Source organism: Stenotrophomonas maltophilia group sp. msm4 (genome assembly GCF_032025605.1).
Taxonomy (GTDB): domain Bacteria; phylum Pseudomonadota; class Gammaproteobacteria; order Xanthomonadales; family Xanthomonadaceae; genus Stenotrophomonas; species Stenotrophomonas sepilia.
In genome coordinates, this window is the sequence record NZ_JAVSKK010000003.1 from 292,756 (window position 1) to 314,361 (window position 21,606).

At 67.8% G+C, this 21,606-nt stretch carries 21 protein-coding genes; 14 read left to right on the forward strand and 7 right to left on the reverse strand.

The window, feature by feature from the left end; all coding sequences use genetic code 11:
* Positions 1-75: 75 nt before the first annotated feature.
* The 3 genes from ROV93_RS15580 to ROV93_RS15590 all read left to right on the forward strand — a co-directional run bounded on the left by ROV93_RS15580 (position 76) and on the right by ROV93_RS15590 (position 3,170).
* Positions 76-798, forward strand: coding sequence for a glycosyltransferase family 2 protein (locus ROV93_RS15580; RefSeq protein ID WP_072167786.1), 723 nt, complete (start codon positions 76-78; stop codon positions 796-798).
* Positions 798-1,145: a lipid-A-disaccharide synthase N-terminal domain-containing protein gene (locus ROV93_RS15585; protein ID WP_049415940.1), complete on the forward strand. Its 348-nt coding sequence runs from the start codon at positions 798-800 to the stop codon at positions 1,143-1,145. The genes ROV93_RS15580 and ROV93_RS15585 overlap by 1 nt, the downstream gene beginning before the upstream one ends.
* 252 nt (positions 1,146-1,397) lie before the next feature.
* Positions 1,398-3,170 carry a DUF885 family protein gene (locus tag ROV93_RS15590; RefSeq protein ID WP_072167787.1) on the forward strand — a complete coding sequence of 591 codons (1,773 nt, stop codon included), beginning with the start codon at positions 1,398-1,400 and terminating at the stop codon, positions 3,168-3,170.
* A gap of 95 nt (positions 3,171-3,265) precedes the next feature.
* On the opposite strand, the gene ROV93_RS15595 is transcribed toward ROV93_RS15590, so the two are convergent.
* From ROV93_RS15595 to ROV93_RS15615, 5 genes are all read right to left on the reverse strand, one after another.
* Positions 3,266-6,475: a CusA/CzcA family heavy metal efflux RND transporter gene (locus ROV93_RS15595; RefSeq protein WP_072167788.1), complete on the reverse strand. Its 3,210-nt coding sequence runs from the start codon at positions 6,473-6,475 to the stop codon at positions 3,266-3,268.
* A 10-nt stretch (positions 6,476-6,485) separates the two neighbouring features.
* On the reverse strand, positions 6,486-7,691 hold the full coding sequence (locus ROV93_RS15600; RefSeq protein ID WP_180890624.1) for an efflux RND transporter periplasmic adaptor subunit: 1,206 nt from the start codon (positions 7,689-7,691) through the stop codon (positions 6,486-6,488).
* On the reverse strand, positions 7,688-8,941 hold the full coding sequence (locus ROV93_RS15605) for a TolC family protein (RefSeq protein WP_072167790.1): 1,254 nt from the start codon (positions 8,939-8,941) through the stop codon (positions 7,688-7,690). The genes ROV93_RS15600 and ROV93_RS15605 overlap by 4 nt, the downstream gene beginning before the upstream one ends.
* A gap of 56 nt (positions 8,942-8,997) precedes the next feature.
* A complete protein-coding gene (locus ROV93_RS15610; protein ID WP_072167791.1) occupies positions 8,998-9,336 on the reverse strand; it encodes a hypothetical protein in 339 nt (112 codons plus the stop codon).
* A gap of 172 nt (positions 9,337-9,508) precedes the next feature.
* On the reverse strand, positions 9,509-9,898 hold the full coding sequence (locus tag ROV93_RS15615) for a RidA family protein (RefSeq protein ID WP_072167792.1): 390 nt from the start codon (positions 9,896-9,898) through the stop codon (positions 9,509-9,511).
* A 108-nt stretch (positions 9,899-10,006) separates the two neighbouring features.
* Here ROV93_RS15615 and ROV93_RS15620 point away from each other — a divergent pair, with 108 nt between their 5' ends.
* Both ROV93_RS15620 and dnaQ read left to right on the forward strand, forming a co-directional pair.
* Positions 10,007-10,900, forward strand: a complete 894-nt coding sequence (locus tag ROV93_RS15620; protein WP_072167793.1) for a LysR family transcriptional regulator — start codon at positions 10,007-10,009, stop codon at positions 10,898-10,900.
* Between the two features lie 165 nt (positions 10,901-11,065).
* Positions 11,066-11,575 (forward strand): DNA polymerase III subunit epsilon, encoded by a 510-nt coding sequence (dnaQ, locus tag ROV93_RS15625; protein ID WP_005420353.1) that lies wholly within the window; start codon positions 11,066-11,068, stop codon positions 11,573-11,575.
* Positions 11,576-11,588: 13 nt separating this feature from the next.
* Here the strand turns inward: dnaQ and ROV93_RS15630 are convergent, their stop codons facing one another.
* Positions 11,589-12,803: a glycosyltransferase gene (locus ROV93_RS15630; RefSeq protein WP_072167794.1), complete on the reverse strand. Its 1,215-nt coding sequence runs from the start codon at positions 12,801-12,803 to the stop codon at positions 11,589-11,591.
* 281 nt (positions 12,804-13,084) lie between these two features.
* On the opposite strand from ROV93_RS15630, the gene rpmB reads away from it, so the two are divergent.
* The 9 genes from rpmB to ROV93_RS15675 all read left to right on the forward strand — a co-directional run bounded on the left by rpmB (position 13,085) and on the right by ROV93_RS15675 (position 21,167).
* Positions 13,085-13,321 (forward strand): 50S ribosomal protein L28, encoded by a 237-nt coding sequence (rpmB, locus tag ROV93_RS15635; RefSeq protein ID WP_005411638.1) that lies wholly within the window; start codon positions 13,085-13,087, stop codon positions 13,319-13,321.
* A 10-nt stretch (positions 13,322-13,331) separates the two neighbouring features.
* Complete coding sequence (gene rpmG, locus ROV93_RS15640; RefSeq protein WP_169411268.1) at positions 13,332-13,499, forward strand: 50S ribosomal protein L33; 168 nt, start codon at positions 13,332-13,334, stop codon at positions 13,497-13,499.
* A gap of 500 nt (positions 13,500-13,999) precedes the next feature.
* Positions 14,000-14,248, forward strand: coding sequence for a hypothetical protein (locus ROV93_RS15645; protein ID WP_072167795.1), 249 nt, complete (start codon positions 14,000-14,002; stop codon positions 14,246-14,248).
* A gap of 128 nt (positions 14,249-14,376) precedes the next feature.
* A complete protein-coding gene (cls, locus tag ROV93_RS15650) occupies positions 14,377-15,795 on the forward strand; it encodes a cardiolipin synthase (RefSeq protein WP_014648869.1) in 1,419 nt (472 codons plus the stop codon).
* Positions 15,796-15,840: 45 nt separating this feature from the next.
* A complete protein-coding gene (locus tag ROV93_RS15655; protein WP_072167796.1) occupies positions 15,841-17,262 on the forward strand; it encodes an FAD/NAD(P)-binding protein in 1,422 nt (473 codons plus the stop codon).
* A 9-nt stretch (positions 17,263-17,271) separates the two neighbouring features.
* Complete coding sequence (uvrD, locus tag ROV93_RS15660) at positions 17,272-19,464, forward strand: DNA helicase II (RefSeq protein WP_180890621.1); 2,193 nt, start codon at positions 17,272-17,274, stop codon at positions 19,462-19,464.
* Positions 19,465-19,529: 65 nt separating this feature from the next.
* Positions 19,530-19,856 carry a low molecular weight protein tyrosine phosphatase family protein gene (locus ROV93_RS15665; RefSeq protein WP_072167797.1) on the forward strand — a complete coding sequence of 109 codons (327 nt, stop codon included), beginning with the start codon at positions 19,530-19,532 and terminating at the stop codon, positions 19,854-19,856.
* Positions 19,857-19,961: 105 nt separating this feature from the next.
* Positions 19,962-20,516, forward strand: a complete 555-nt coding sequence (locus tag ROV93_RS15670; RefSeq protein ID WP_072167798.1) for a hypothetical protein — start codon at positions 19,962-19,964, stop codon at positions 20,514-20,516.
* Positions 20,517-20,720: 204 nt separating this feature from the next.
* On the forward strand, positions 20,721-21,167 hold the full coding sequence (locus tag ROV93_RS15675; protein WP_005420335.1) for a universal stress protein: 447 nt from the start codon (positions 20,721-20,723) through the stop codon (positions 21,165-21,167).
* Positions 21,168-21,314: 147 nt separating this feature from the next.
* On the opposite strand, the gene ROV93_RS15680 is transcribed toward ROV93_RS15675, so the two are convergent.
* Positions 21,315-21,599 (reverse strand): DUF2782 domain-containing protein, encoded by a 285-nt coding sequence (locus ROV93_RS15680; protein WP_049443782.1) that lies wholly within the window; start codon positions 21,597-21,599, stop codon positions 21,315-21,317.
* Between the last annotated feature and the right edge of the window lie 7 nt (positions 21,600-21,606).

Genomic DNA, 21,606 nt, shown 5'->3' on the forward strand with positions numbered 1-21,606 from the left:
CCGCCGGGTTCATCTTCGGATAACCTCGGTTTCGGAGAATGCGCGGTCTTTGCCCCCCCTTTGGCCGAGTGCCTTATGAGCCAACCCGAGCTTTCCGTTGTCGTCCCGGTGTTCAACGAGCGCGACAATGTTGCCCCGCTGGTCGCCGAAATCACCGCTGCGCTGCGTGGCCGGCTGCCGTTCGAGATCGTCTACATCGACGATCACTCGCGCGATGACACCCTGGCCGTGTTGCAGGGACTGAAGGCGACCACGCCGGAACTGCGGGTGCTGCACCATGTGAACCAGAGCGGGCAGAGCACCGCCGTGCGGACCGGCGTCAAGCATGCGCGGGCGCCGTGGATCGCCACCCTGGATGGCGATGGCCAGAACGATCCGGCCGATATTCCCAAGCTGCTCGCCGCACGCGACGCCGCCGAGGCGCAGGTGAAGCTGTTCGCCGGCTGGCGCGTCAACCGCCAGGACAGCGGCAGCAAGCGCTGGGCCAGCAAGTGGGCCAACGCCATCCGTGCGCGCATGCTGCGCGACGACACGCCCGACACCGGTTGCGGCATCAAGCTGTTCGAACGCAGCGCGTTCCTCGACCTGCCGTACTTCGACCACATGCATCGCTACCTGCCGGCGCTGATGCAGCGTGCCGGCTGGAAGACCATCAGCGTGCCGGTCAACCACCGCCACCGCACCGCCGGCGTGTCCAAGTACAACAACCTCGGCCGTGCGCTGGTCGGCATCCGCGACCTGCGTGGCGTGGCCTGGCTGATCACCCGAAGCAAGCGCACCGCGGTGGAGGAGCGCTGATGGATCTGGAGCTGCACTGGCTGGATCAGCCCTTGACCTGGCTGTACTGGACCGGCCTGCATGTGACCGGCTGGAAGCTGATCGGCTACACCGGCGCACTGATGTTCGGCGGCCGCTGGCTGGTCCAGTTCATCGCCTCCAAGCGCGCCGGCAAGCCGGTCATCCCGCGCCTGTTCTGGTACATGAGCGTGATCGGCAGCCTGATGACGCTGAGCTACTTCCTGTTCTCGGCCAAGCAGGACTCGGTGGGCGTGCTGCAGAACCTGTTCCCGGCGTTTACCGCCCTGTACAGCCTGCACCTGGATATCAAGCACCGCGGCTGGAAGCGCGACAGGGCCAGCCACTGAGGCTGCGCCGGGATGCGGTCTGCCGTGGGTAGAGTCGACTGTCAGTCGACTTTCGCGCGGAGCGCGGGCTTTGCCACGTCTGGCCGAAGAGCAGCCGACTAGCAGTCGGCTCTACCACGCGCCTTCGGCGCTGGGGCCCCGGCCTGCGGCCGGTTCCCGGTCCTGCCTAAGCTGCAGGCAGGACCTTCGTCCCATGCCATGAGCCGTGGGCGGTGCCATCATCGGGGCCTGCCTTCCCGGGAACCTGTGCTCGTGAAAACCCGTCTTGCCGTTGCCCTGCTGATCGCCCTGTCCGCTCCCGCCGTGGCCCTGGCCGCGCCGCCCGCCGCCGCCGCGCCCGCCAGCGTGGCCACCGAATCGCCCGCGGATGCCGCCTTCCGCGCGCTGTACGAGAAGGAATGGAAGTGGCGCCAGCAGGGAGGTGGTGAAGCCAGCGAGGACGAAGACGCGCCCGCCAACGCCACCCGCATGCCCGACGTCGGCCCGGCCGCGCAGCAGGCACGCCTGAAGGTGTGGGACGAGACCCTGGCCGCGCTGAAGAAGATCGACCCGAAGACCCTGTCGCCGGACAACCAGGTCAACTACGCGATCTACCACGACCAGGTGTTCAACCTGGCCGAAGAGACGCGCCTGCGCGGCTACGAAATGCCGTTCAACGCCGATTCCTCGTTCTGGTCCAACCTGTCCTTCATGGCCCGGCGCGAGATGAAGACCGTGCAGGACTACCAGAACTACATCGCACGGCTGAACGACGTGCCGCGTTACTTCGGCCAGCAGACCGAGAACATGCGCGCCGGCCTGAAGCGCGGCTTCAGCGTGCCGCGCGCGGTGCTGGATGGCCGCGAAGTGTCCATCGCCACCGTCGCCGAGCTGAAGGACCCGACCGAATCGCCGCTGTACGCGCCGTTCAAGAAGCTGCCCAACAGCATCCCGGCCGCCGAACAGGCCAGGCTGCAGGCGCAGGCGCGTGAAGCAATCAGCGGCAAGGTGGTGCCGGCGTTCCAGCAGCTGCGCACCTTCTTCGTCAACGAGTACGTGCCGCAGGCGCGCACCACCCTGGCCGCCGAAGCGATGCCCGATGGCAAGGCCTACTACAGGCAGCAGATCCACGAGTACACCACGCTGGACCTGTCGCCGGACGAGATCCACCGCATCGGCCTGGAGGAAGTCGCACGCATCCAGGGCGAGATGAACGACATCATCAAGCAGGTGAAGTTCAAGGGCAGCTTCGCCGAGTTCCTGACCTTCCTGCGTACCGATCCGCAGTTCTATGCGAAGACGCCGGAAGAGCTGCTGTCGCGCGCCGCGTGGATCTCCAAGCGCGCCGATGGCCAGCTGGGCAAGTACATGACGTTGCCGCGCGCGCGCTTCACCATCGTGCCGGTGCCGCCGGACATCGCACCGTTCTGGACGGCCGGCCGCGGTGGCATGGGCACCTACTGGCTCAACACCTACAACCTGCCGTCGCGCCCGCTGTACAACCTGCCGGCACTGACCCTGCATGAATCCGATCCGGGCCATTCGCTGCAGGGCGCGATCGCCGCCGAGCAGAAGAACCTGCCCGAGTTCCGCCGCAACGCCTACATCTCCGCCTATGGCGAAGGGTGGGCGCTGTACTGCGAGAAGCTGGGCGTGGAGATGGGCATCTACGAAACCCCGTATGAGGATTTCGGCCGCCTGACCTACGAGATGTGGCGCGCCGCGCGCCTGGTGATCGACACCGGCGTGCACAGCAAGGGCTGGACCCGCGAGCAGGCGCTGGCCTACCTGCGTGACCACACCGCGCTGAGCGAGCATGAAGTGACCACTGAAGTGGACCGCTACATTTCCTGGCCGGGCCAGGCGCTGAGCTACAAGCTGGGCGAGATCGCCATCGTGCGCCTGCGTGCGCAGGCGGAGAAGGAGCTGGGCGACAAGTTCGACATCAAGGGCTTCCACGACACCCTGCTCAAGCAGGGCTCGGTGCCGCTGCCGGTGCTGGAACAGCAGATCCAGGCCTACATCGCCGAGCGCAAGAAGGCCTGACCGTTACCGGGTAGTGCCGGCCGCTGGCCGGCAATCCGACCCGGTCACGGGGTCGGATCCCTTTCCCGTGGAAAGGGCTCCGACCCCCTCCCACCTCAGCCCACAGCCCGCGGCCTGGCCACCCGTGCTGCGAAGGTCGGCAGCACCAGCAGGGTCAGCACGGTGGCGGTGATCAGGCCACCGATCACCACCGTCGCCAGCGGCTTCTGCACCTCCGCACCGGAACCGCTGGCGATCGCCATCGGAATGAAGCCGACGATCGCCACCAGCGCCGTGGTCAGTACCGCTCGGATGCGGCTGGAGGCACCGTTGATCGCCGCCTGCAACGGCAGGTCGCCGGCGTCCAGGCGTTCGCGGATCGCCTGCATCAGCACCAGGCCGTTCAACGTGGCCACGCCGGAGACGGCGATGAAGCCGACCGCCGCCGATACCGAGAACGGCATGCCTCGCAGCAGCAGCGCGAGGATGCCGCCGACCAGCGCCAACGGCACGCAGCTGAACACCAGAATGGCTTCCTTGCCGCTGCGCAGGGCCATGAACAGCAGGCTGCCGATCAGCAGGAACACTACCGGCACCACCGTTGCCAGCCGCTTTTCCGCGCGCTGCAGGTTCTCGAACTGGCCACCCCAGGTCAGATAGGCACCCGGCGGCAGTGCCACGTCGGCTACCGCGGCCTGCGCTTCGCCGACGAAGCCGCCCAGGTCGCGGCCACGCACGTTGGCCTGCACCACCACGCGGCGGCTGCCGTTGTTGCGGCTGATCTGGTTCGGCCCTTCGCTGACCGTGATGCGGGCAACCGACGACAGCGGAATCACCAGCCCCGACGGCGTGGCGATCGGCAGCGAGGCCAGCTGGTCCGGATCGTTGCGCGCGGCATCGTCCAGGCGCACCACCACGTTGAAGCGGCGGTCGCCTTCGAAGATCTTGCCGGCGGCGGTACCGCCGATGCCGGTGGACAGTGCATCACTCACATCCGCTGCAGTCAGCCCGTACTGCGCCGCCGCCACATGATCGATCGCCACGTTCAGCGTGGGCAGGCCGGAGATCTGCTCCACCCGCACGTCGGCCGCTCCCTCCACCGCACGCAGCTTCAGCGCCACCTGGTCGGCCACCTTCTGCAGCTGGCCGAAGTCATCGCCGAAGATCATTACGGCCAGGTCGGTACGCACGCCGGAAATCAGCTCGTTGAAGCGCAGCTCGATCGGCTGGCTGAACTCGAAACTGTTGCCCAGCTGCTGCCCGGCCAGCTTTTCGAAACGGGCCACCAGCGCGTCCTTGGCCAACTTCGGATCGGGCCAGTCCTTGCGTGGCTTCAGCACGATCACGCTGTCGGAGATGTTGGTCGGCATCGGATCGATCGCCGCCTCGGCGGTACCGGTACGCGAGAACACGGTCTCCACTTCCGGCTGCTTGGCAATCACCTTTTCCAACGCCAGTTGCATGGCCAGTGACTGCTCCAGCGACGTCGACGGCACGCGCAACGCCTGCATCGCCACGTTGCCTTCGTCCAGCGTCGGCATGAACTCGCGGCCCAGCAGCGAGAACGAGCCGATGCCCACCACCACCATCATCACCGCACTGGCCACTACCGTGCGCGGATGCGCCACGGCCTTGCGGATCACCGGCTCGATGCGCGCGCGCAGCACGCGTATCAGCCTGGTCTCGTGCTCGCCGTCGTCCGCATGTGCATCGGCGTCCTTCAGCTTCGGCTCGCGCACCAGCAGCGCCGTCATCGCCGGCACGAAGGTGAAGGAGAACAGGAAGGCACCGACCAGGGCCAGCATGAAGGTCGCCGCCATCGGGTGGAACGTCTTGCCCTCCACACCTTCCAGGGTGAGGATCGGCGCGAACACCAGCAGGATGATCAGCTGGCCGAACGCCGCCGGGCGCGCCATCTTCAGCGCGGAATCGGCGGCCACGCGCAGCCGTTCCATCGCGGTCAGCGTCCGGCCCAGTTCGGCGCGGCGCTGGCCCAGCATCAGCAGCGTCGACTCGACCACGATCACCGCACCGTCCACCAGGATGCCGAAGTCCAGTGCACCCAGGCTCATAAGGTTGCCGCTGATGCCGAAGCGGTTCATGCCGATCACCGCGAACAGGAACGACAGCGGAATCACCAGCGCGGTGATGGTGGCCGCGCGCAGGTTGCCCAGCAGCAGGAACAGCACCACCACCACCAGCAGCGCGCCCTCGGTGAGGTTCCGGGCCACGGTCTTGATGGTGGAATTGACCAGCACACTGCGGTCCAGCACCGGTGCGGCCACGATGTCGGCCGGCAGCGAGGTGTTCACCTGTTCCAGACGTGCGGCCGCGGCCTGCGCGACGGTGCGGCTGTTGCCACCGGCAATCATCAGCGCGGTGCCCAGCACGGCCTCGTGGCCGTTGCGGCTGGCTGCACCCAGGCGCGGCGCGCGGCTCAGTTCCACGGTGGCCACATCGGCCACGCGCACCACCACGCCATTGCGGGTGGCCACCGGCGCCTGTGCAAGATCCTCGGTGGTCAGCGCCAGGCCATCGGCACGCACCACGAGGCCTTCGCCGGCACGCTGCACGAAGCCGGCGCCGGCCTGCACGTTGGAACGCTGCAGGGCAGTGACCAGGTCGGCCAGGCCGAGGCCATGCGCGGCCAGTTTGGCGCTGTCCGGATGCACGCCATATTCCTTGACGTAGCCGCCGACCGTATCGACACCGGCCAGCCCGGGGCTGGAGCGCATCTGCGGCGCGATGATCCAGTCCTGCACGGTGCGCAGGTAGGTCGCGCGCTCTTCCGGCGTGCGCAGCAGGTTGCCTTCCGGCGTGCGGTAGACCTCGCCGGCCTGCCAGCCGGCTTCACCGGGCTTGGCCAGCCTGGCCGGATCGAACGCGGTGAAGTCCACCGTCCACATCAGCACCTCGCCAAGGCCGGTGGTGACCGGCGACAGCATCGGTGATGCACCATCGGGCAGGTCTTCCGATGCCTCGCGCATGCGTTCGGCCACCTGCTGGCGGGCGAAGTAGATGTCGGTGGCATCGGTGAAGATCGCAGTGACCTGCGAGAAGCCATTGCGCGACAGCGAACGCGTGGTGGTCAGGCCGGGAATGCCGGCCAGCGCGGTTTCCAGCGGATAGGTCACCTGCCGTTCGATCTGCTCCGGGGTCAGCGCCGGGGCCACCGTGTTGATCTGCACCTGGCGGTTGGTGATGTCCGGCACGGCGTCGATCGGCAGCTTGCCCAGCTGGAACAGGCCCACGGCGGCGATCAGCGCCGCCATGAACACCACCAGCCAGCGGTGGCGCACCGCTGTTTCAATGATCAGCTTGAACATGATCGCCTCCTCAGTGGCCGTGCTCGGCTTCGCCCTTGGCCAGCTCGGCCTTGAGCAGGAAGGCGTTGGCACCGACGATGCGCTCGTTGCCGCTCAGGCCACCGAGGATCTCGATGCGGTCACCGGCACGGCGCCCGGCCAGTACCGGCTGCGCCTTGAAGCCACCTTCGACGGCGACGAACACCGCGCTGCTGCCATCAACGTTCTGCACCGCATCGGCGGGCACGCTGAGCGAGCCGTCCTGGCCTTCGGTGACCACCACGGCCGATACCGGCGAACCGGCTGGCGGCAGCGACGCATCCACCGGCGTGGCGCGGATCACTGCGACGCCGCCCTGCTGCCGTACATCGGCGGCCGAACCGGTGACGGTAGCGGTGAAGCTGCCACCCGGCACGCTCACTTCCAGCGTCATGCCGGGCATGACCTGTGCAGCCAGCGCTGGCGGTGCGGTGAACACCAGCTCGTTCATCGACGGGTCGGCGACGTCGGCCACCGCACTGCCGGCGGCGACCACACCGCCCGGTGTGACCTGCACGTTGCCGACGATGCCGGCCACCGGGCTGGTGATGCGCACGCGTCCACTGGCGTCGGGCGCGCCGTTGGCGGCGGCCTGTGCCTGTGCGGCAGCGGCCTGGGCCTGTGCCGCCAGCGAACGCGCACGCGAGGCTTCCAGCTCCTGGCGGGCGACCACGCCCTGCTCGACCAGGGCCTTGTCGCGGCCATAGGCAAGGCGTGCGGCCTCGGCTTCGGCGGATGCGGCCAGCGCGTTGGCGCGGAACACGGCTGCCTCGCCACTGACCACGATGGCCAGCGCCTGGTTCTGTTTCACCGCCGTGCCCGGCGCGACCAGCACGCGCTCGACGCGGCCGGTCACGGTCGAGGCCACCGAGGCACGGGCACCGACCGAGGGTTCCACCCGACCGGCGAGGCGGGTGGAACCGCCACCGCCGCGACCGACGGCAACCACTTCGATACCGGACGCCTTGATCTGCTCGGGCGTCAGCTGCACCACGCCTTCGTCGGCGTCAGCAGGCGCCTTCGCGATTTCTGCCTTGGCTTCCTTGCTGCTGGCGGCGTGGCCATGGCCATCGTCGGTGCCGGCCTTGGCCGCAGCGGGGTCTTCATTGGCAGGCGTCTGCGCGTTGCCGGCGCAGCCGGCCAGCAGCACAGTCAGCAGCATGCCGCCGATCAGCGGAAAAGTACGGGAGAGAGTCATGGGGCCTCCACAAAGGGTGCGCGCCCTTCAAGGCGGGCAAGATCGATTTCCGCGCCGACGCGCGACAGGCGCGCATCCACGGCGGCGGCGCGGGCGGCGATAAGAGCGCTGCGCGTGCTGCGCAGTTCCAGCTGCGAGATGCGTCCGGCGTCGAAGCCGATGCGGGCCAGGCGATACGCCTCTTCGGCGGCGACCACGCTTTCATCGGCGGCGCGGGTTCGGCTGCCGGCGGCCTTCAAACCGGCCACGGCCGAGAGGCGTGCCGCCTCGCTGTCGCGGCGCTGCTGGTCCAGGCGCGCCTCGGCCGCGCGCTGGTCGGCACTGGCGGCGCGGATGCCACCGCGGTTGCGGTCGAACAGCGGGATGCTGATGCTGACGCCGAGGTTGTAGGCACGCTCGCCGCCTTCGCGGAAGCGGGTCTGCGCGGCGGTGATGCTGAGGTCGGGCAGGGCGCGCTTGCGCTCCACGTCGACCAGCTTGCTCGCCGCATCGGCTTCGGCTTCGGCAATGCGCACTGCCAGTGCGGTATCGGTGGCACCGCGCGGCAGCGGTGGTGCGCGGTCGAGCAGGCTGTTGTCGATCGACTGCACCGGCGCATCCAGCAGCGCGGTGCCGGCCAGGCGGGCCAGCGCGGCATCGCGGAACGCCTGCGCTTCATCCAGCGCGGCGTTGGCGTTGGCCACTTCGCTTTGCGCCTGCACCGCGCGCAGTTGCGGTTCGCGGCCCTGCTTGACCATCGCGTTGACGGCGTTGGCGTCATCGCGGGTGAGGCTCAGTGCCTCTTCGGCCAGGGTGTAGCGGCGCAGTGCACTTTCCGCCTGTGCGTAGACCACCGCCAGCTGGCTGGCTACATCGCTGCGGCTTTGGGCACCACGCAGGTTGGCGGCCTGTGCTTCGGCCCGGGCTGCACGGACGCGCGCGCCACGCTGGCCCCAGATCTCCAGTGGCTGGGACAGGGTGAGCACAGTATCGGCCCTGCCCATGCCGCCATAGGAGCCGGTACCCCAGGCGTTCTCGGCGGAATAGGAGAGTGAAGGGTTGGGTAGTGCGCGGGCCTGGTCGGCGCGCGCATCGGCGGCCTCGGCCAGCGCCGCACCGACGCGGGTGCCGGGCAGCTGGTCCAGGCGTTCAAGCAGGGTGTCATAGGAAGGGGCGGCTTGCGCCATCACCGATGCCGCCGGGGCCAGGCCCAGCAACACGGCGACGACCCGCCCGGCCGCACGCAGCGACCGAGGTGTCAGGATCGACATAGGGGGATTCCGGTTGTGAGTGAAACGGGAGCCCGCAATCGCGGGACGCGCTCAACTCACGCCCGGGGGGGACGCGTCAATTCATCCTGGGCGACCGCATAGGTCGCCGCGTCGCCGGCATTCATCCAGCGCGCCGGCAGCGGCGCACCGAAGGCGGCGAGGCTGCTGGCCGGCAGGCTCAGGTTCGAGTGGTGGCAGTGGTTGTGGCTGCAGGCACCGGCGTGCTTGCTGTCACTGTCACCCTCGGCATCGTTGGTGTTGCTTTCCACGTGCACCGCAGTGGTGTCGTGCGGTTCGACCGCGCAGGCCAGCACGTCGGCCACCGGCACGACCACGAATGCCGCCATCAGCAGCAGCATCAGGTACGTACGCAGTTGGCGGGTGATCCGGCGCATGGAAGGGAGGCTAGCAAGCGGTTTTCGCCGGATACAATATCAATGGCCGCTTCGGGAATCCGTCGGATTCTCCCGTTCAGGTGGACCGGGCGCGGGGTCGGATCCCTTTCCTCCGGAAAGGGCTCTGACCCCCCCGCGTTGGGGGGCGGCCCCGGGGCCGCCACTACCCGGGTCACGGCAGCTTCGCGATCACCTTGATCTCGAACTGGAACCCGTACAGCCAGGTCACACCGATGCCGGTCAGGGTCGGGTGCGGCGCCTGGCCCCAGTACTCGGGCACGATCGCCCAGGCCTTCTCGAAGTTCTTCTCCGGATCGACCAGGAACACGGTCACGTCGATCACGTCATCGAACGTGCAGCCTGCGGCAGCCAACACCACATTGAGATTCTCGAAGGCGCGGCGCACCTGCATTTCGAAGTCCGGCTCGGGCGAGCCGTCCTCGCGGCTGCCGACCTGGCCGGAGACGAACAGGAAACCGTTGGATCGGATCGCCGGCGAGTAGCGGTTGCGCTCGTACAGCGCTTGGCGGCCGGCGGGGAAAACGACATCACGCTGTGACATGGGGAAGATCCCGTGGGAGAGGACGCCATCCTCCCCGCCAGCGGTGTCTGGATAAACCGCGATGATCGGCCTAGATTGATTGCCAACTCCAAACAATCACGGCCAGCCATGGACCGTTTCGACGCGATGCGGGCGTTTGCCCGGGTGGTGGAGACTGGCAGCTTCACCCGTGCGGCGCAGACCCTGCAGATCAGCCGCACCACGGCCACCCAGCTGGTGCAGCAGCTGGAGGCACACCTGCGGCTGCGCCTGCTCAACCGCACCACGCGCCGGGTCAGCGTCACCGCCGACGGTGCGGCCTACTACCCGCGCATCGCCCGCCTGCTGGCCGAGCTGGAAGAGGTGGAGGGCGGGCTGGGTGACGCAGCCAGCCAGCCGCGCGGCCGCCTGCGGGTGGATGTGCCGGGGCCTTACGCGCGGCTGCGGCTGGTACCGGCGCTGCCGGAGTTTCAGGCGCGCTACCCGGAGATCCAGCTGGATATCGGCGTCAGTGACCGCGAGGTCGACGTCATCGCCGACAACGTCGACTGCGTGATCCGCGGCGGCACCCCGGCCGACCCGGCACTGGTCGCGCGGCCGCTGGCGGCGCTGCCGATCGGTTTCCACGCCAGCCCCGGCTATGTGAAGCGTTTCGGCGTGCCGACCGACCCGCGCGCGCTGGAAGGGCCGGACCACCACATGGTCGGCTTCCTCAGCCCGCGCAGTGGTCGCGCACGCGTGTTCAGCGCGCAACGTGGCGATGAGCGCATCGAGGTGCAGGGCCGCTACACGGTCGGTTTCGACGACGGCAACGCCTATCTGGCGGCGGCGCTGGCGGGGCTGGGCGTGGTCGCGCTGCCCAGCTACATGGCCGCGCCGCACGTGGCGCGCGGCGAATTGCTGCCGCTGCTGCAGGACTGGCAGCTTCCACCCATGCCGATGCATGTGATGTTCCCGCCGAACCGGCACATGAGCCAGCGGCTGCGGGTGTTCATCGATTGGGTGGTGGAAGCGTTGGGGTGATGCACACGCACCTGTAGAGCCGAGCCCACGCTCGGCTGCTTCTCGCTCCAACGCTCAAGGCCCGCGCTTCGCGCGTGAGCCGAGCACGGGTTCGGCTACAGGGAGGGCTTCCTGCTGCAGGCATGCGAAAATCATCGCGGCACGCAACAGGAAACATCGCCACGCATGAATCGCATCGTCGCACTGGACACCGAAACCACCGGCATCTCCCACCGCCTGGGGCACCGCGTGATCGAAATCGGCGCCGTCGAACTGATCGACGGCCAGCTCAGCGGCCGCCAGTTCCACACCTACCTGCAGCCGCAGCGCAAGGTGGACTGGGGCGCACAGCGCGTGCATGGCATCAGCGATGCAATGCTGGTGGGCAAACCGCTGTTCTCCAGCAAGGCCGCTGAACTGCTGGACTTCCTGCGCGGCAGCGAGATGGTCGCGCACAACGCCACCTTCGACGTGGGTTTCCTGGACAACGAGCTGCGCCTGGCCGGCATTCCCGGCACGCTGGCCCAGCACTGCCGCATCACCTGCAGCCTGAAGCTGGCGCGCGGGCGCTGGCCCGGCCAGGGCAACAAGTTGGACGATGTGCTGCAGCGCCTGCGCATCCCCGGCAACCGGGGCCTGCACGGTGCGCTCAAGGATGCCCATCTGCTGGCCCAGGTGATTCCGCACCTGCGCTGAGGCTTGCCCGCTGTTACATCGGCCGTAACCAGCGCTCGATCATCGCCACGCCACAGGCCACCCCGTCTTCATCGCTCATCGCCACGCCCAGGGCCGCCGCGCGTGCGCGTACTGCGTCGGCTTCTGCGAAGGTGATGGCTGCTGCCAGCGTTGCTGCATCCAGTCGCTTCGGTGACAACGGTGCCGGTGCCACGCCCAACCGACACAGGCGATCGGCCCAGAAGAACTGATCCGCAGCGAACGGCATCACCAGCGAGGGAATGCCGGCCCGGCAGGCCGAATGCGTGGTGCCGCTGCCACCGTGGTGGATGGCGAGTGCGCAACGCGGGAACAGCGCTTCGTGTGGGGTCGGCCCCAGTACGAAGACCGAATCGGGCAAGCGCATCGCAGGCAGTCCCACCCAGCCAGGAAACAGCAGCACCCGGCGTGGCGCCAGCGCCTGCAGCAGGGCCGGCAGCACGCGTTCGCGATCAAAGCCGGTCATGCTGCCGAAGCCCAGGTAGACCGGCGGCGGGCCGGCATCAAGGAAGACCCGCAGATCGGCCGGGGGCGTCCAGGGCGCATCAGGAAGCCGCCATTGGCCACAGACGATGTGGTCGGCCGGCCAGTCCGCCGGTAGCGGCAGCAGCTGCGGTGAGATGCCATAGAGCATCGGCAGGCCGGACCACAGCGCGCGGCGCGGCGATTGCCCCAACTGCTGGCGTGCCGCGTTGATCGGCCGGCGGAACTGGCGCCAGATCAGGCCGTTGACCAGCCCATAGCTGGCGCGGTTCAACCAGCCCGGCGAGCGTCCCGGTGGCAGGAACGGAGAGCGGAAGGCCCGCGTCGGGGTCAGCGGAATCATGCCGCTGCCGATGACGGGAATCCTGCGGCGTTCGCCCACGCTCATGCCGACGAAGGCCGCCAGGCCACCGGTCAGAATCGCATCGCAGCCTTCGGCGGCGGCATCGGCTTGGCGCATCCAGCTGCTGACATGCTGCAGCGCCATCCGTGCCAGGCCGGTACTGGCGGCGGCAACGCCGTTGCCACGCGAGACCAGGGCGACCACGTCGTCATGGATGTCACCCTCAAGGGCCGCGTGGGGCACATCCAGGGCCTGCGCGCTGCCCAAGGTGCCGCCATCGGCCAGTAGCGTCACCTCGTGGCCCGCGCCGATCAGCCCATGGCAGAGCATGGCCAGGGGACGTGTGTCGCCTTCGGTTCCGTAGGTCAGGGCCAGCAGCCGCATGGGAAGCTCCGCAGTGGTCCGGGCCAGTATGCCGGTTGGCGGAGTGCCCCCGGTCCTGCCGGTTCAGTCCCCGCCTGTGGGTAACTTGCGCAAGTGCTTGAACCGGTGCATAATGCGCGGCTCGCTGTGTCCGGTTTTCTACCGGGCGGCGTCCCCGGGAGCACGTCCCCGGCCGCCCAACGCCAGCGTAACCCTTTGATTCTCTTGACGTGTGGTGGGCAACCATCGAGGCCGCCGTCTCCCGGGCTACGGGCTGACAACTACTACTATCGAGGTGCGCAATGTCCCGCGTATGCCAGGTTTCCGGCAAGCGAGTGCAGACGGGTAACAACGTCTCGCACGCCAACAACAAGACCCGTCGTCGTTTCCTGCCGAATCTGCACGAGCGCCGTTTCTGGGTGGCCAGCGAGAACCGCTGGGTCAAGCTTCGTGTTTCCGCGCATGCACTGCGCACCATCGACAAGAACGGCATTGATTCCGTTCTGGCTGAGCTGCGTGCGCGCGGCGAAAAGGTCTGAGGAGTAAAGCATCATGGCAGGCAAGCGCGATAAGGTCCGTATGATTTCCTCGGCCGGTACCGGCCACTTCTACACCACGGACAAGAACAAGAAGAACACCCCGGGGAAGATGGAATTCCTGAAGTACGATCCGGTCGTGCGCAAGCACGTCCTGTACAAGGAAGGCAAGATCAAGTAATCCGCACGGATTGCTGATCCCCGCGAAGAAACCCGCCCTTGTGGCGGGTTTTTTCATGTCTGGCATTCGGGTGGTGGGAACTTCCTGCATTGCCGTGGTGGGTGCCGACCGTTGGTCGGCACTGGGCAGTCCCTGCGCACGCTGTCGCCAATGGCACCATGCCTGGAGCGAAGGGCCGATTGCGATAAGTGATTCTTCCTACTGGTTCCGGCGCCTCGCGCTGTTCAAATCGATTGGAACGACGGGCGTGGCCGTGCCCATGATGGCGAGCCGCTGCGGTTGCAGCGGTCGGGCTTGCAATCCCGAGGAATCGAGTAACGGTAAATTCGCCAGCCGCTGTCTCTGCGTGTGCAGCGGCTGGCGACCCGCTCTGCCTTATGGCGGGCGGTGCGTGGGGGCCGCGTGCCCGCCGGTTTGGTTTCCGTTGCTTGTTCCCCGGTATTGCAACCACGCATCGTCCGCCGCCTTCACCGGTGGCCAGATCCGTTGAAGGAGGTTGCATGAACACCCCATCACACCGCCAGGACCTGGAACTGGGCTGGCTGCGCCTGCAGCGCATGTTGCAAGGCATCGAGGGCATGGCGCTGCTGCTGTGCGATCACCATCTGGCACTGGCCAACGGTGCGCCGTCGCCGCTTCCAAAGGCACAGCTGGAGCGGGCCGCGCAGGCGATCGCCTGCATGGCGCTCAACGGCCGCCGTCACGCCGAATCGGTGCGGCAGCTATGCGAGGTGCCAGTGCGGCATTGAGGCTCTCCCTTGTAGAGCCGAGCCCACGCTCGGCTGCTCCGCTGTCGGGCCGAAAGGCAGTCGAGCATGGCTCGACTCTACAAAGGCCGCTGGGCAGAATGGCCCATCACCTCCCGACGGGCGACACGATGCTGTTCGAGTGGTTGCTGGGTTCCTACCTGCTGCTGATCGACTGGCTGATCCGGCTGGTCGCGCTGTGCTGGATTCCCACCCGCACCACGCCGGGGGCGGCACGCAGCTGGCTGCTGCTGGTCGGCTTCGTGCCGCTGCTGGGCCTGCCGCTGTACCTGCTGTTTGGCCACCCGTGGCTGTCGCGAGAGCGCATCCGCCGCCAGGCCGAGGCCTCGCAGGTCATCCGCGAGGAACAGGCGCTGCAGCATCGCCTGCGCTGGACACCGCAGCCGGACACCGCCAGCGCCGAAATCGTGCCGCTGGTGCAGCGCCAGGGCGATTTCATGCCGGTGCACGGCAACGCCGTCGATCTGCTGACCGACTACGACGAATCGCTGCACACGCTGATCGCCGACATCGACCAGGCCGAAGACCGGGTGCACCTGCTGTACTACCTGATGTTCGACGACGCGGTCGGCGAGGCTATCGTCGAGGCACTGCAGCGTGCGGCTGCACGGGGCGTGCAGTGCCGCGTGCTGCTGGATGCGGTGGGTGCCAAGCGCGGCCTGCGCGCCTATCGCAAGCGCCTGCAGGCGCGCGACATCGAGGTACGCGCGATGCTGCCCGGTGGCCTGCGCTGGCGCCGCAGCGGGCGTATGGATCTGCGCAACCATCGCAAGATCGCGGTGATCGACAACGAAGTGGCCTATGTCGGTTCGCAGAACCTGGCCGGCCCGCAGTTCGTGCCCGGCCACCCGAACCGCGAGCTGGTGGCGCGCGTGCGTGGCCCGGCAGTGGCGCACCTGGAAGCGGTCTTCGCCAGCGACTGGTACATGGAAACCGGCCAGCGCCTGGACGTCATCGCCGATGTGCCCGAGTGCAGCGACGACATCGCCACCCAGCTGCTGCCCAGCGGCCCGGCCTATCCGTACAGCAACGCGCGTGATGCGGTGGCGGCGCTGATCCACCTGGCACGGCGACGGCTGGTGATGGTCACGCCGTATTTCGTGCCTGACGAAGCCACGCTCAGTGCGTTGCGCATTGCGGCCTTGTCCGGCGTGCAGGTGCAGCTGATCCTCTCGGCCAGCAACAACCAGCGGCTGACGTCGTGGGCGCAGGAGGCCTACTACGACGAGCTGCTGCGCTGTGGCGTGCGCATCGCGCTGTACGAGCCGCAGTTCCTGCATGCCAAGCACATGAGCGTGGACGAGGACATCGCCGTGCTCGGCTCGATCAACATGGACATCCGCTCATTCGCGCTGAATGCCGAAATCGGCCTGGTCTGCTACGACCGCGCGCTGGTGCAGCAGCTGTGTGCGATCGAGGATGGCTACCTGCGCGAGTCGCGGCAGCTGGACCTGCAGCAATGGCGCAGCCGCCCCACGTGGCGGCGCAGCCGCGAAGGCATCGCACGTCTGGCCGATGCGTTGATGTGAGATGGCGGCAATCGCCCGCTTCGGCAACCCGGCCCGTCATCGCCGATGGCCTACAATCGGCGCATGACTGATTCACCGCGTAATGGCGAACTGGACCTGGCAATCATCGGCGGTGGTGCGGCCGGGGTGCTGGTGGCGATCCAGGTGTTGCGCCAGGCCCAGGCGCCGCTGGCGATTGCCATCTTCGAACCCGCCTCGCAGCTGGCCCAGGGCATCGCCTATGCCACGCCGTGGCCGGAGCACCTGCTGAACGTGCCGGCGGCGAAGATGAGTGCGTTTGCCGACCAGCCTGGCGATTTCCTCGACTACCTGATGGCCGCCAACGCCTACCCGGGCGAGGCGCGCGAGGTGCTGGGCGAGCGTTACGTATGCCGCCACTACTTTGCGGCCTACCTGCAGCAGCGCCTGCAGGAGGCCGCTGCGGCCAGCCCGGCGCAGCTGCAGGTGATCGCGCAGCCGGTGCTGGGCCTGCAGCCGGATGACCATGGCTACCGGCTGACACTTGGCGATGCCCAGACGCTGCACGCCGTGCAGGCGGTGCTCGCCACCGGCAACAGCATGCGGCCGCTGCCGGTGGCCGGTGCCGAGGCACTGCCCGCCGATGATGTGATCGAGGCCTGGGACTACGACGGCGTGCGTACCCTGGCCGGTGAGCAGGCCGTGGCCATCGTCGGCTCCGGCCTGAGCATGGCCGACACCGTGCTGGCGCTGGTTGCCGCCGGCCACACCGGCCCGCTGCACGTGATCTCGCGCCATGGCCTGCTGCCGCTTCCGCATGCGCATGGTGGCCTGCCCACGTTCGACCCGGCTGCGCTGCTGCCGATGAGCCTGCGCCAGCGCCTGCGCGCGTTGCGCGGGTTCGCGCGCCAGGCGCAGGCCGACGGCCTGCCGTGGCAGGGCGTGATGGACCGCATCCGTCCGCACGGGCAGGCGCTGTGGTGCAGCCTTGACGCGGCCGACCAGCGCCGCTTCCTGCGCCATGTGGTGCGCTACTGGGACGTGCACCGCCACCGCATCGCCGAAGAGGTCGACGCACAGCTGCAGGCGCTGATCGAAAGCGGCCAACTGCGCATTCACCGGTCCCGCCTGCAACGCGTCGGCCGCGAAGGCGATGCCCTGCGGCTGTCGGGTCGCGATGCCAACGGCAATGAACAGCACTGGACGATCGGCGGCGTGGTCAACGCCACCGGCGTGGAAACCCGCGCCAGTGCGCTGCGCAATCCGTTGCTGCAGCAGCTGCAGGCCGAGGGCCTGGCCCGCCCCGGGCCGCATGGGCTGGGCCTGGACAGCACGGTGCCGGGCGACCGCCTGCGTGCTGCCGGTGGCCAGCCGCAGGCACGGCTGGGCGTGCTCGGCAGCCTGCGCATCGGCAGCCTGTGGGAAAGCCTGGCGGTGCCTGAACTGCGTCAGCAGGCGCAGGCGCTGGCCAGCCAGGTGGTCGCAGGAGCCGCGACGGCGATGCCGTAAAATGGAGGCATGGATGTCTCCCACCTGCTTGATGGCCTGAACCCGGCCCAGCGCGAAGCCGTCTCCGCTCCCCCCGGCCACCACCTGGTGCTGGCCGGTGCCGGTTCCGGCAAGACCCGCGTACTCACCCACCGCATCGCCTGGCTGCATGAAGTCGATGGCGTGCCGACCCACGGCATTTTCGCGGTGACCTTCACCAACAAGGCGGCCGGCGAAATGCGCCACCGCATCGACGCCCAGCTGCCCCATGGCAGCCGTGGCATGTGGATCGGTACCTTCCACGGACTGGCCAACCGCCTGCTGCGCCTGCACTGGCAGGACGCCAAGCTGCCAGAAGGCTTCCAGGTGATGGACTCGGACGACCAGCTGCGGCTTGTCAAGCGCGTGGTGCAGGCGCTGGAGCTGGACGACGGCAAGTACCCGCCCAAGCAGATCGCGTGGTGGATCAACGCGCAGAAGGACGAAGGCCGCCGCCCGCAGCACATCCAGCCCGAACCGCACGATGCGTGGCTGGAAACCATGCGCCAGGCCTACATCGAGTACCAGGCACGCTGCGACCGCGCTGGCCTGGTCGACTTCGCCGAGCTGCTGCTGCGCGCGCATGAACTGCTGCGCGACAACCCGGCCCTGCTGGCGCATTACCGCGCGCGCTTCCGCGAAATCCTGGTGGACGAGTTCCAGGACACCAACGCCATCCAGTACGCCTTCGTGCGCGTGCTGGCCGGCGATTCCGGCCACGTGTTCGTGGTCGGCGACGATGACCAGGCCATCTACGGCTGGCGCGGTGCCAAGGTCGAGAACGTGCAGGGCTTCCTGCGCGACTTCCCGGGCGCACAGACCATCCGCCTGGAGCAGAACTACCGCTCCACCGCCAACATCCTCGGCGCCGCCAACGCGGTGATCGCGCACAACCCGGATCGCATCGGCAAGCAGCTGTGGACCGACAGCGGTGACGGCGAGCCGATCGACCTGTACGCCGCGTACAACGAGATGGACGAGGCGCGCTACATCGTCGAGCGCGCCCGCCAGTGGGTGCGCGACGGTGGCAGTTACACCGAAGTGGCCGTGCTCTATCGCAGCAACGCGCAGTCGCGCGCGCTGGAAGAAGCGCTGCTGAGCGAACAGGTGCCGTACCGCGTGTATGGCGGCATGCGCTTCTTCGAGCGCGCCGAAATCAAGGATGCGCTGGCCTACCTGCGCCTGCTGTCCAACCGCAACGATGACGCCGCCTTCGAGCGCGCGGTCAACACCCCGACACGTGGCATCGGCGACCGCACGCTGGACGAAGTGCGCCGCGAGGCGCGCGCGCAGGGCATTTCGTTGTGGGAAGCGACCATGCTGGTCACCCAGGGCAACGCGCTGGCCGCACGCGCGCGCAATGCGCTGGCCGGCTTCCTGGGGCTGGTCAACGAGCTGCAGGCGCAGACCGTGCACATGACCCTGGCCGAGCGCGTGGACCACGTGCTGGCCCGCTCGCAGCTGCGCGAGCACTGGAGCAAGGAAAGCCGCAACGCGCTGGACTCCGAATCGCGCACCGACAACCTCGACGAACTGGTCTCGGTCGCCTCGCGCTTCGTGCGCCGCGCCGACGACATCGAGGAAGTGGGCGAGGACATGGACGAGCTGGTCGCGTTCCTGGCCTATGCCGCGCTGGAGGCCGGTGAAGGCCAGGCGCAGGCCGGCGAGGATGGTGTGCAGCTGATGACCCTGCACTCGGCCAAGGGCCTGGAATTCCCGCTGGTGTTCCTGGCCGGCCTGGAGGAAGGCCTGTTCCCCAGCGCACGTTCGCTGGAGGAAAGTGGGCGTCTGGAAGAAGAGCGTCGGCTGGCCTACGTGGGCATTACCCGCGCGCGCCAGAAACTAGTGCTGAGCTATGCCGAATCGCGCCGCATCCACGGCCAGGACAACTACAGCCTGCCGTCGCGCTTCCTGCGCGAGATTCCGCGCGAGCTGCTGCACGAAGTGCGCCCGAAGGTGCAGGTCTCGCGACCGGCCTCGCTGGGCAGCAGCCGGGTGATGGGCCATGCCTCCATCGAGTTGCCACCGATCAAGCTCGGCGCACTGGTCACCCATCCCAAGTTCGGCGAAGGCATGGTGACCGACTACGAAGGCAACGGCGCCCACGCCCGCGTGCAGGTCGAATTCGCCGACGTCGGCAGCAAGTGGCTGGTGATGGCCTACGCCAACCTGACGGTGATCTGATCACCGCCGAGGGGTCGGATCCCTTTCCGTTGGAAAAGGGATCCGACCCCGATTAGGCTGCGCTCATGACCCGCAACGTGCTCTTCCTCTGCAGCCAGAACCGCCTGCGCAGCCCCACCGCCGAGCAGGTCTTCGCCGATTGGCCGGGCATCGAGACCGCCTCAGCCGGGTTGCTGGCCGACGCCGAGGAAGTGCTCAGCCCCGAGCTGCTGCAGTGGGCCGACCTGGTGTTCGTGATGGAGAAGGCGCACCGCAACCGGCTGTCCAGCCGCTACAAGCCGTGGCTGAAGGAGAAGCGAGTGATCTGCCTGGATATCCCGGATGACTACGAGTACATGGACCCGGTGCTGGTGGAGCTGCTCAAGCGCAAGGTGACCCCGTACCTGCGCTGACGGGCTGTTGTGGAGCCGAGCCCATGCTCGGCTGCTTCTGGCGGGAAAGCAGCCGAGCATGGGCTCGGCTCTACAATAGGCGGCACTTCTTTCAGGAACGCTCCCATGACCGAACCCGCGCTGCACGTCACCGTGACGTTGAATGCCCGGCTGCAGCCCGAACATCGCCACGAACTGTTCGAGGACCCACTCGATGCGCTGCTGCAGGCGGCCAATGTCGGCGAGATCACCGGCGGCGGCACGGCGATGTCCGATCTGGGTGAGGTCGAATACGGCGATATCGAAGTGGCGCTGGTCGATGCCGATGGCGTGCCCAAGCTGATCGACCTGCTGGAGCAGCTGGGTGCGCCGAAGGGGTCGAAGATCCAGGGGGCAGGCGAAGCCGATCGCAGCTTCGGCGTGACCGCGGGCCTGGGCATCTACCTGGATGGCCTGAACCTGCCGGACGAGGTCTACGAACAGTGCGATTCCAACCACGTGTTCGAGCAGCTGTCCGAGCGCATTGATGGCCTTGGCGAGATCTGCAGCTGGTGGCAGGGCCCGAGCGAGACCGCGCTGTACATGTACGGCCAATCGTTCGAGGCGATGCGCGATGCGATCGCTGAATTCGTGGGCAGCTACCCCCTGTGCCAGAACGCACGCGTGGTGCAGATCGCCTGAGGGCGGAAAATGTGGAGCCGAGTCATGCTCGGCTCATGCATCCGAAGCCGAGCATGGGCTCGGCTCTACAGAAGGGGGGCGGGCAAGCGAGTGGCGCGCACGGGCCGCTGCACGGCGCCGGATTGATCCTGCTCAAGGCGCCGCCTCCACATCCGGTGTGCAATGGTGGCGTTCCCATCTGGCAGACCGCCACGGAGCCCCACCATGTACAAGCGCATCCTGATTGCCACCGACGGGTCCGAGCTGGCCGACAAGGGCCTGGCCAAGGGCCTGGAGCTGGCCAAGGACCTCAATGCCGAGGTCGATATCGTGACCGTGTCCGAGCCGTGGGCCGTGGGCATGTATGACGCCATGGGCTGGAGCGTGGGCTACATGAACAGCCCGGAATACAAGGCTGACCGCGAGGAGGGCGCGCAGAAGGTGCTGCAGCCGGCGCTGGCCAAGGCCGCCGAGCAGGGCATCACGGCCAACCCGGTGCACGTGCTGGACCGCTACGCGGCCGACGGCATCATCGAGACGGCGGCCGAGCGCAACAGCGACCTGATCGTGATGACCTCGCACGGCCGCCGTGGCGTGACCCGTGTACTGCTGGGCAGCCAGACTGCCGAGGTGCTGGCACGCAGCACGCTGCCGGTACTGGTCATCCGCTGATCCATACCCGCTGATTGAAGCGTTCCCCGGGGAGGGGACCCGACGCCGGTGCGCAGGATGCGTGCCGGCGTTGTTTTTTGTAGGGGGCTGGGGTGAATCCACGCATGGCGTGGATCTACTGGATCGCAGGGATCCGACCCGGTCACCTCACCAGCTGTACAGCTTCCAGTAGACCGGCGACACGCCATCCTTGTCGTTGTCGAATCGGCCATCGCCGTTCTTGTCGTACATGTAGAACGGGGCACCGCGCGACGGGGTCACCTTGACCATGCGCAGCTGGCCGGACACACGGTATTCCTCGATGACATCGCCGTTGTCCATGGTACGCCTGGACACATCCGCGCCCTTGACGTCCACCGGGGGAGCACCCGCGCCACCCATGCTGGCGCAGCCAGCGAGCAGGAGCAGGGAAGCCAGCATCAGGGTCTTCATCGGCGGG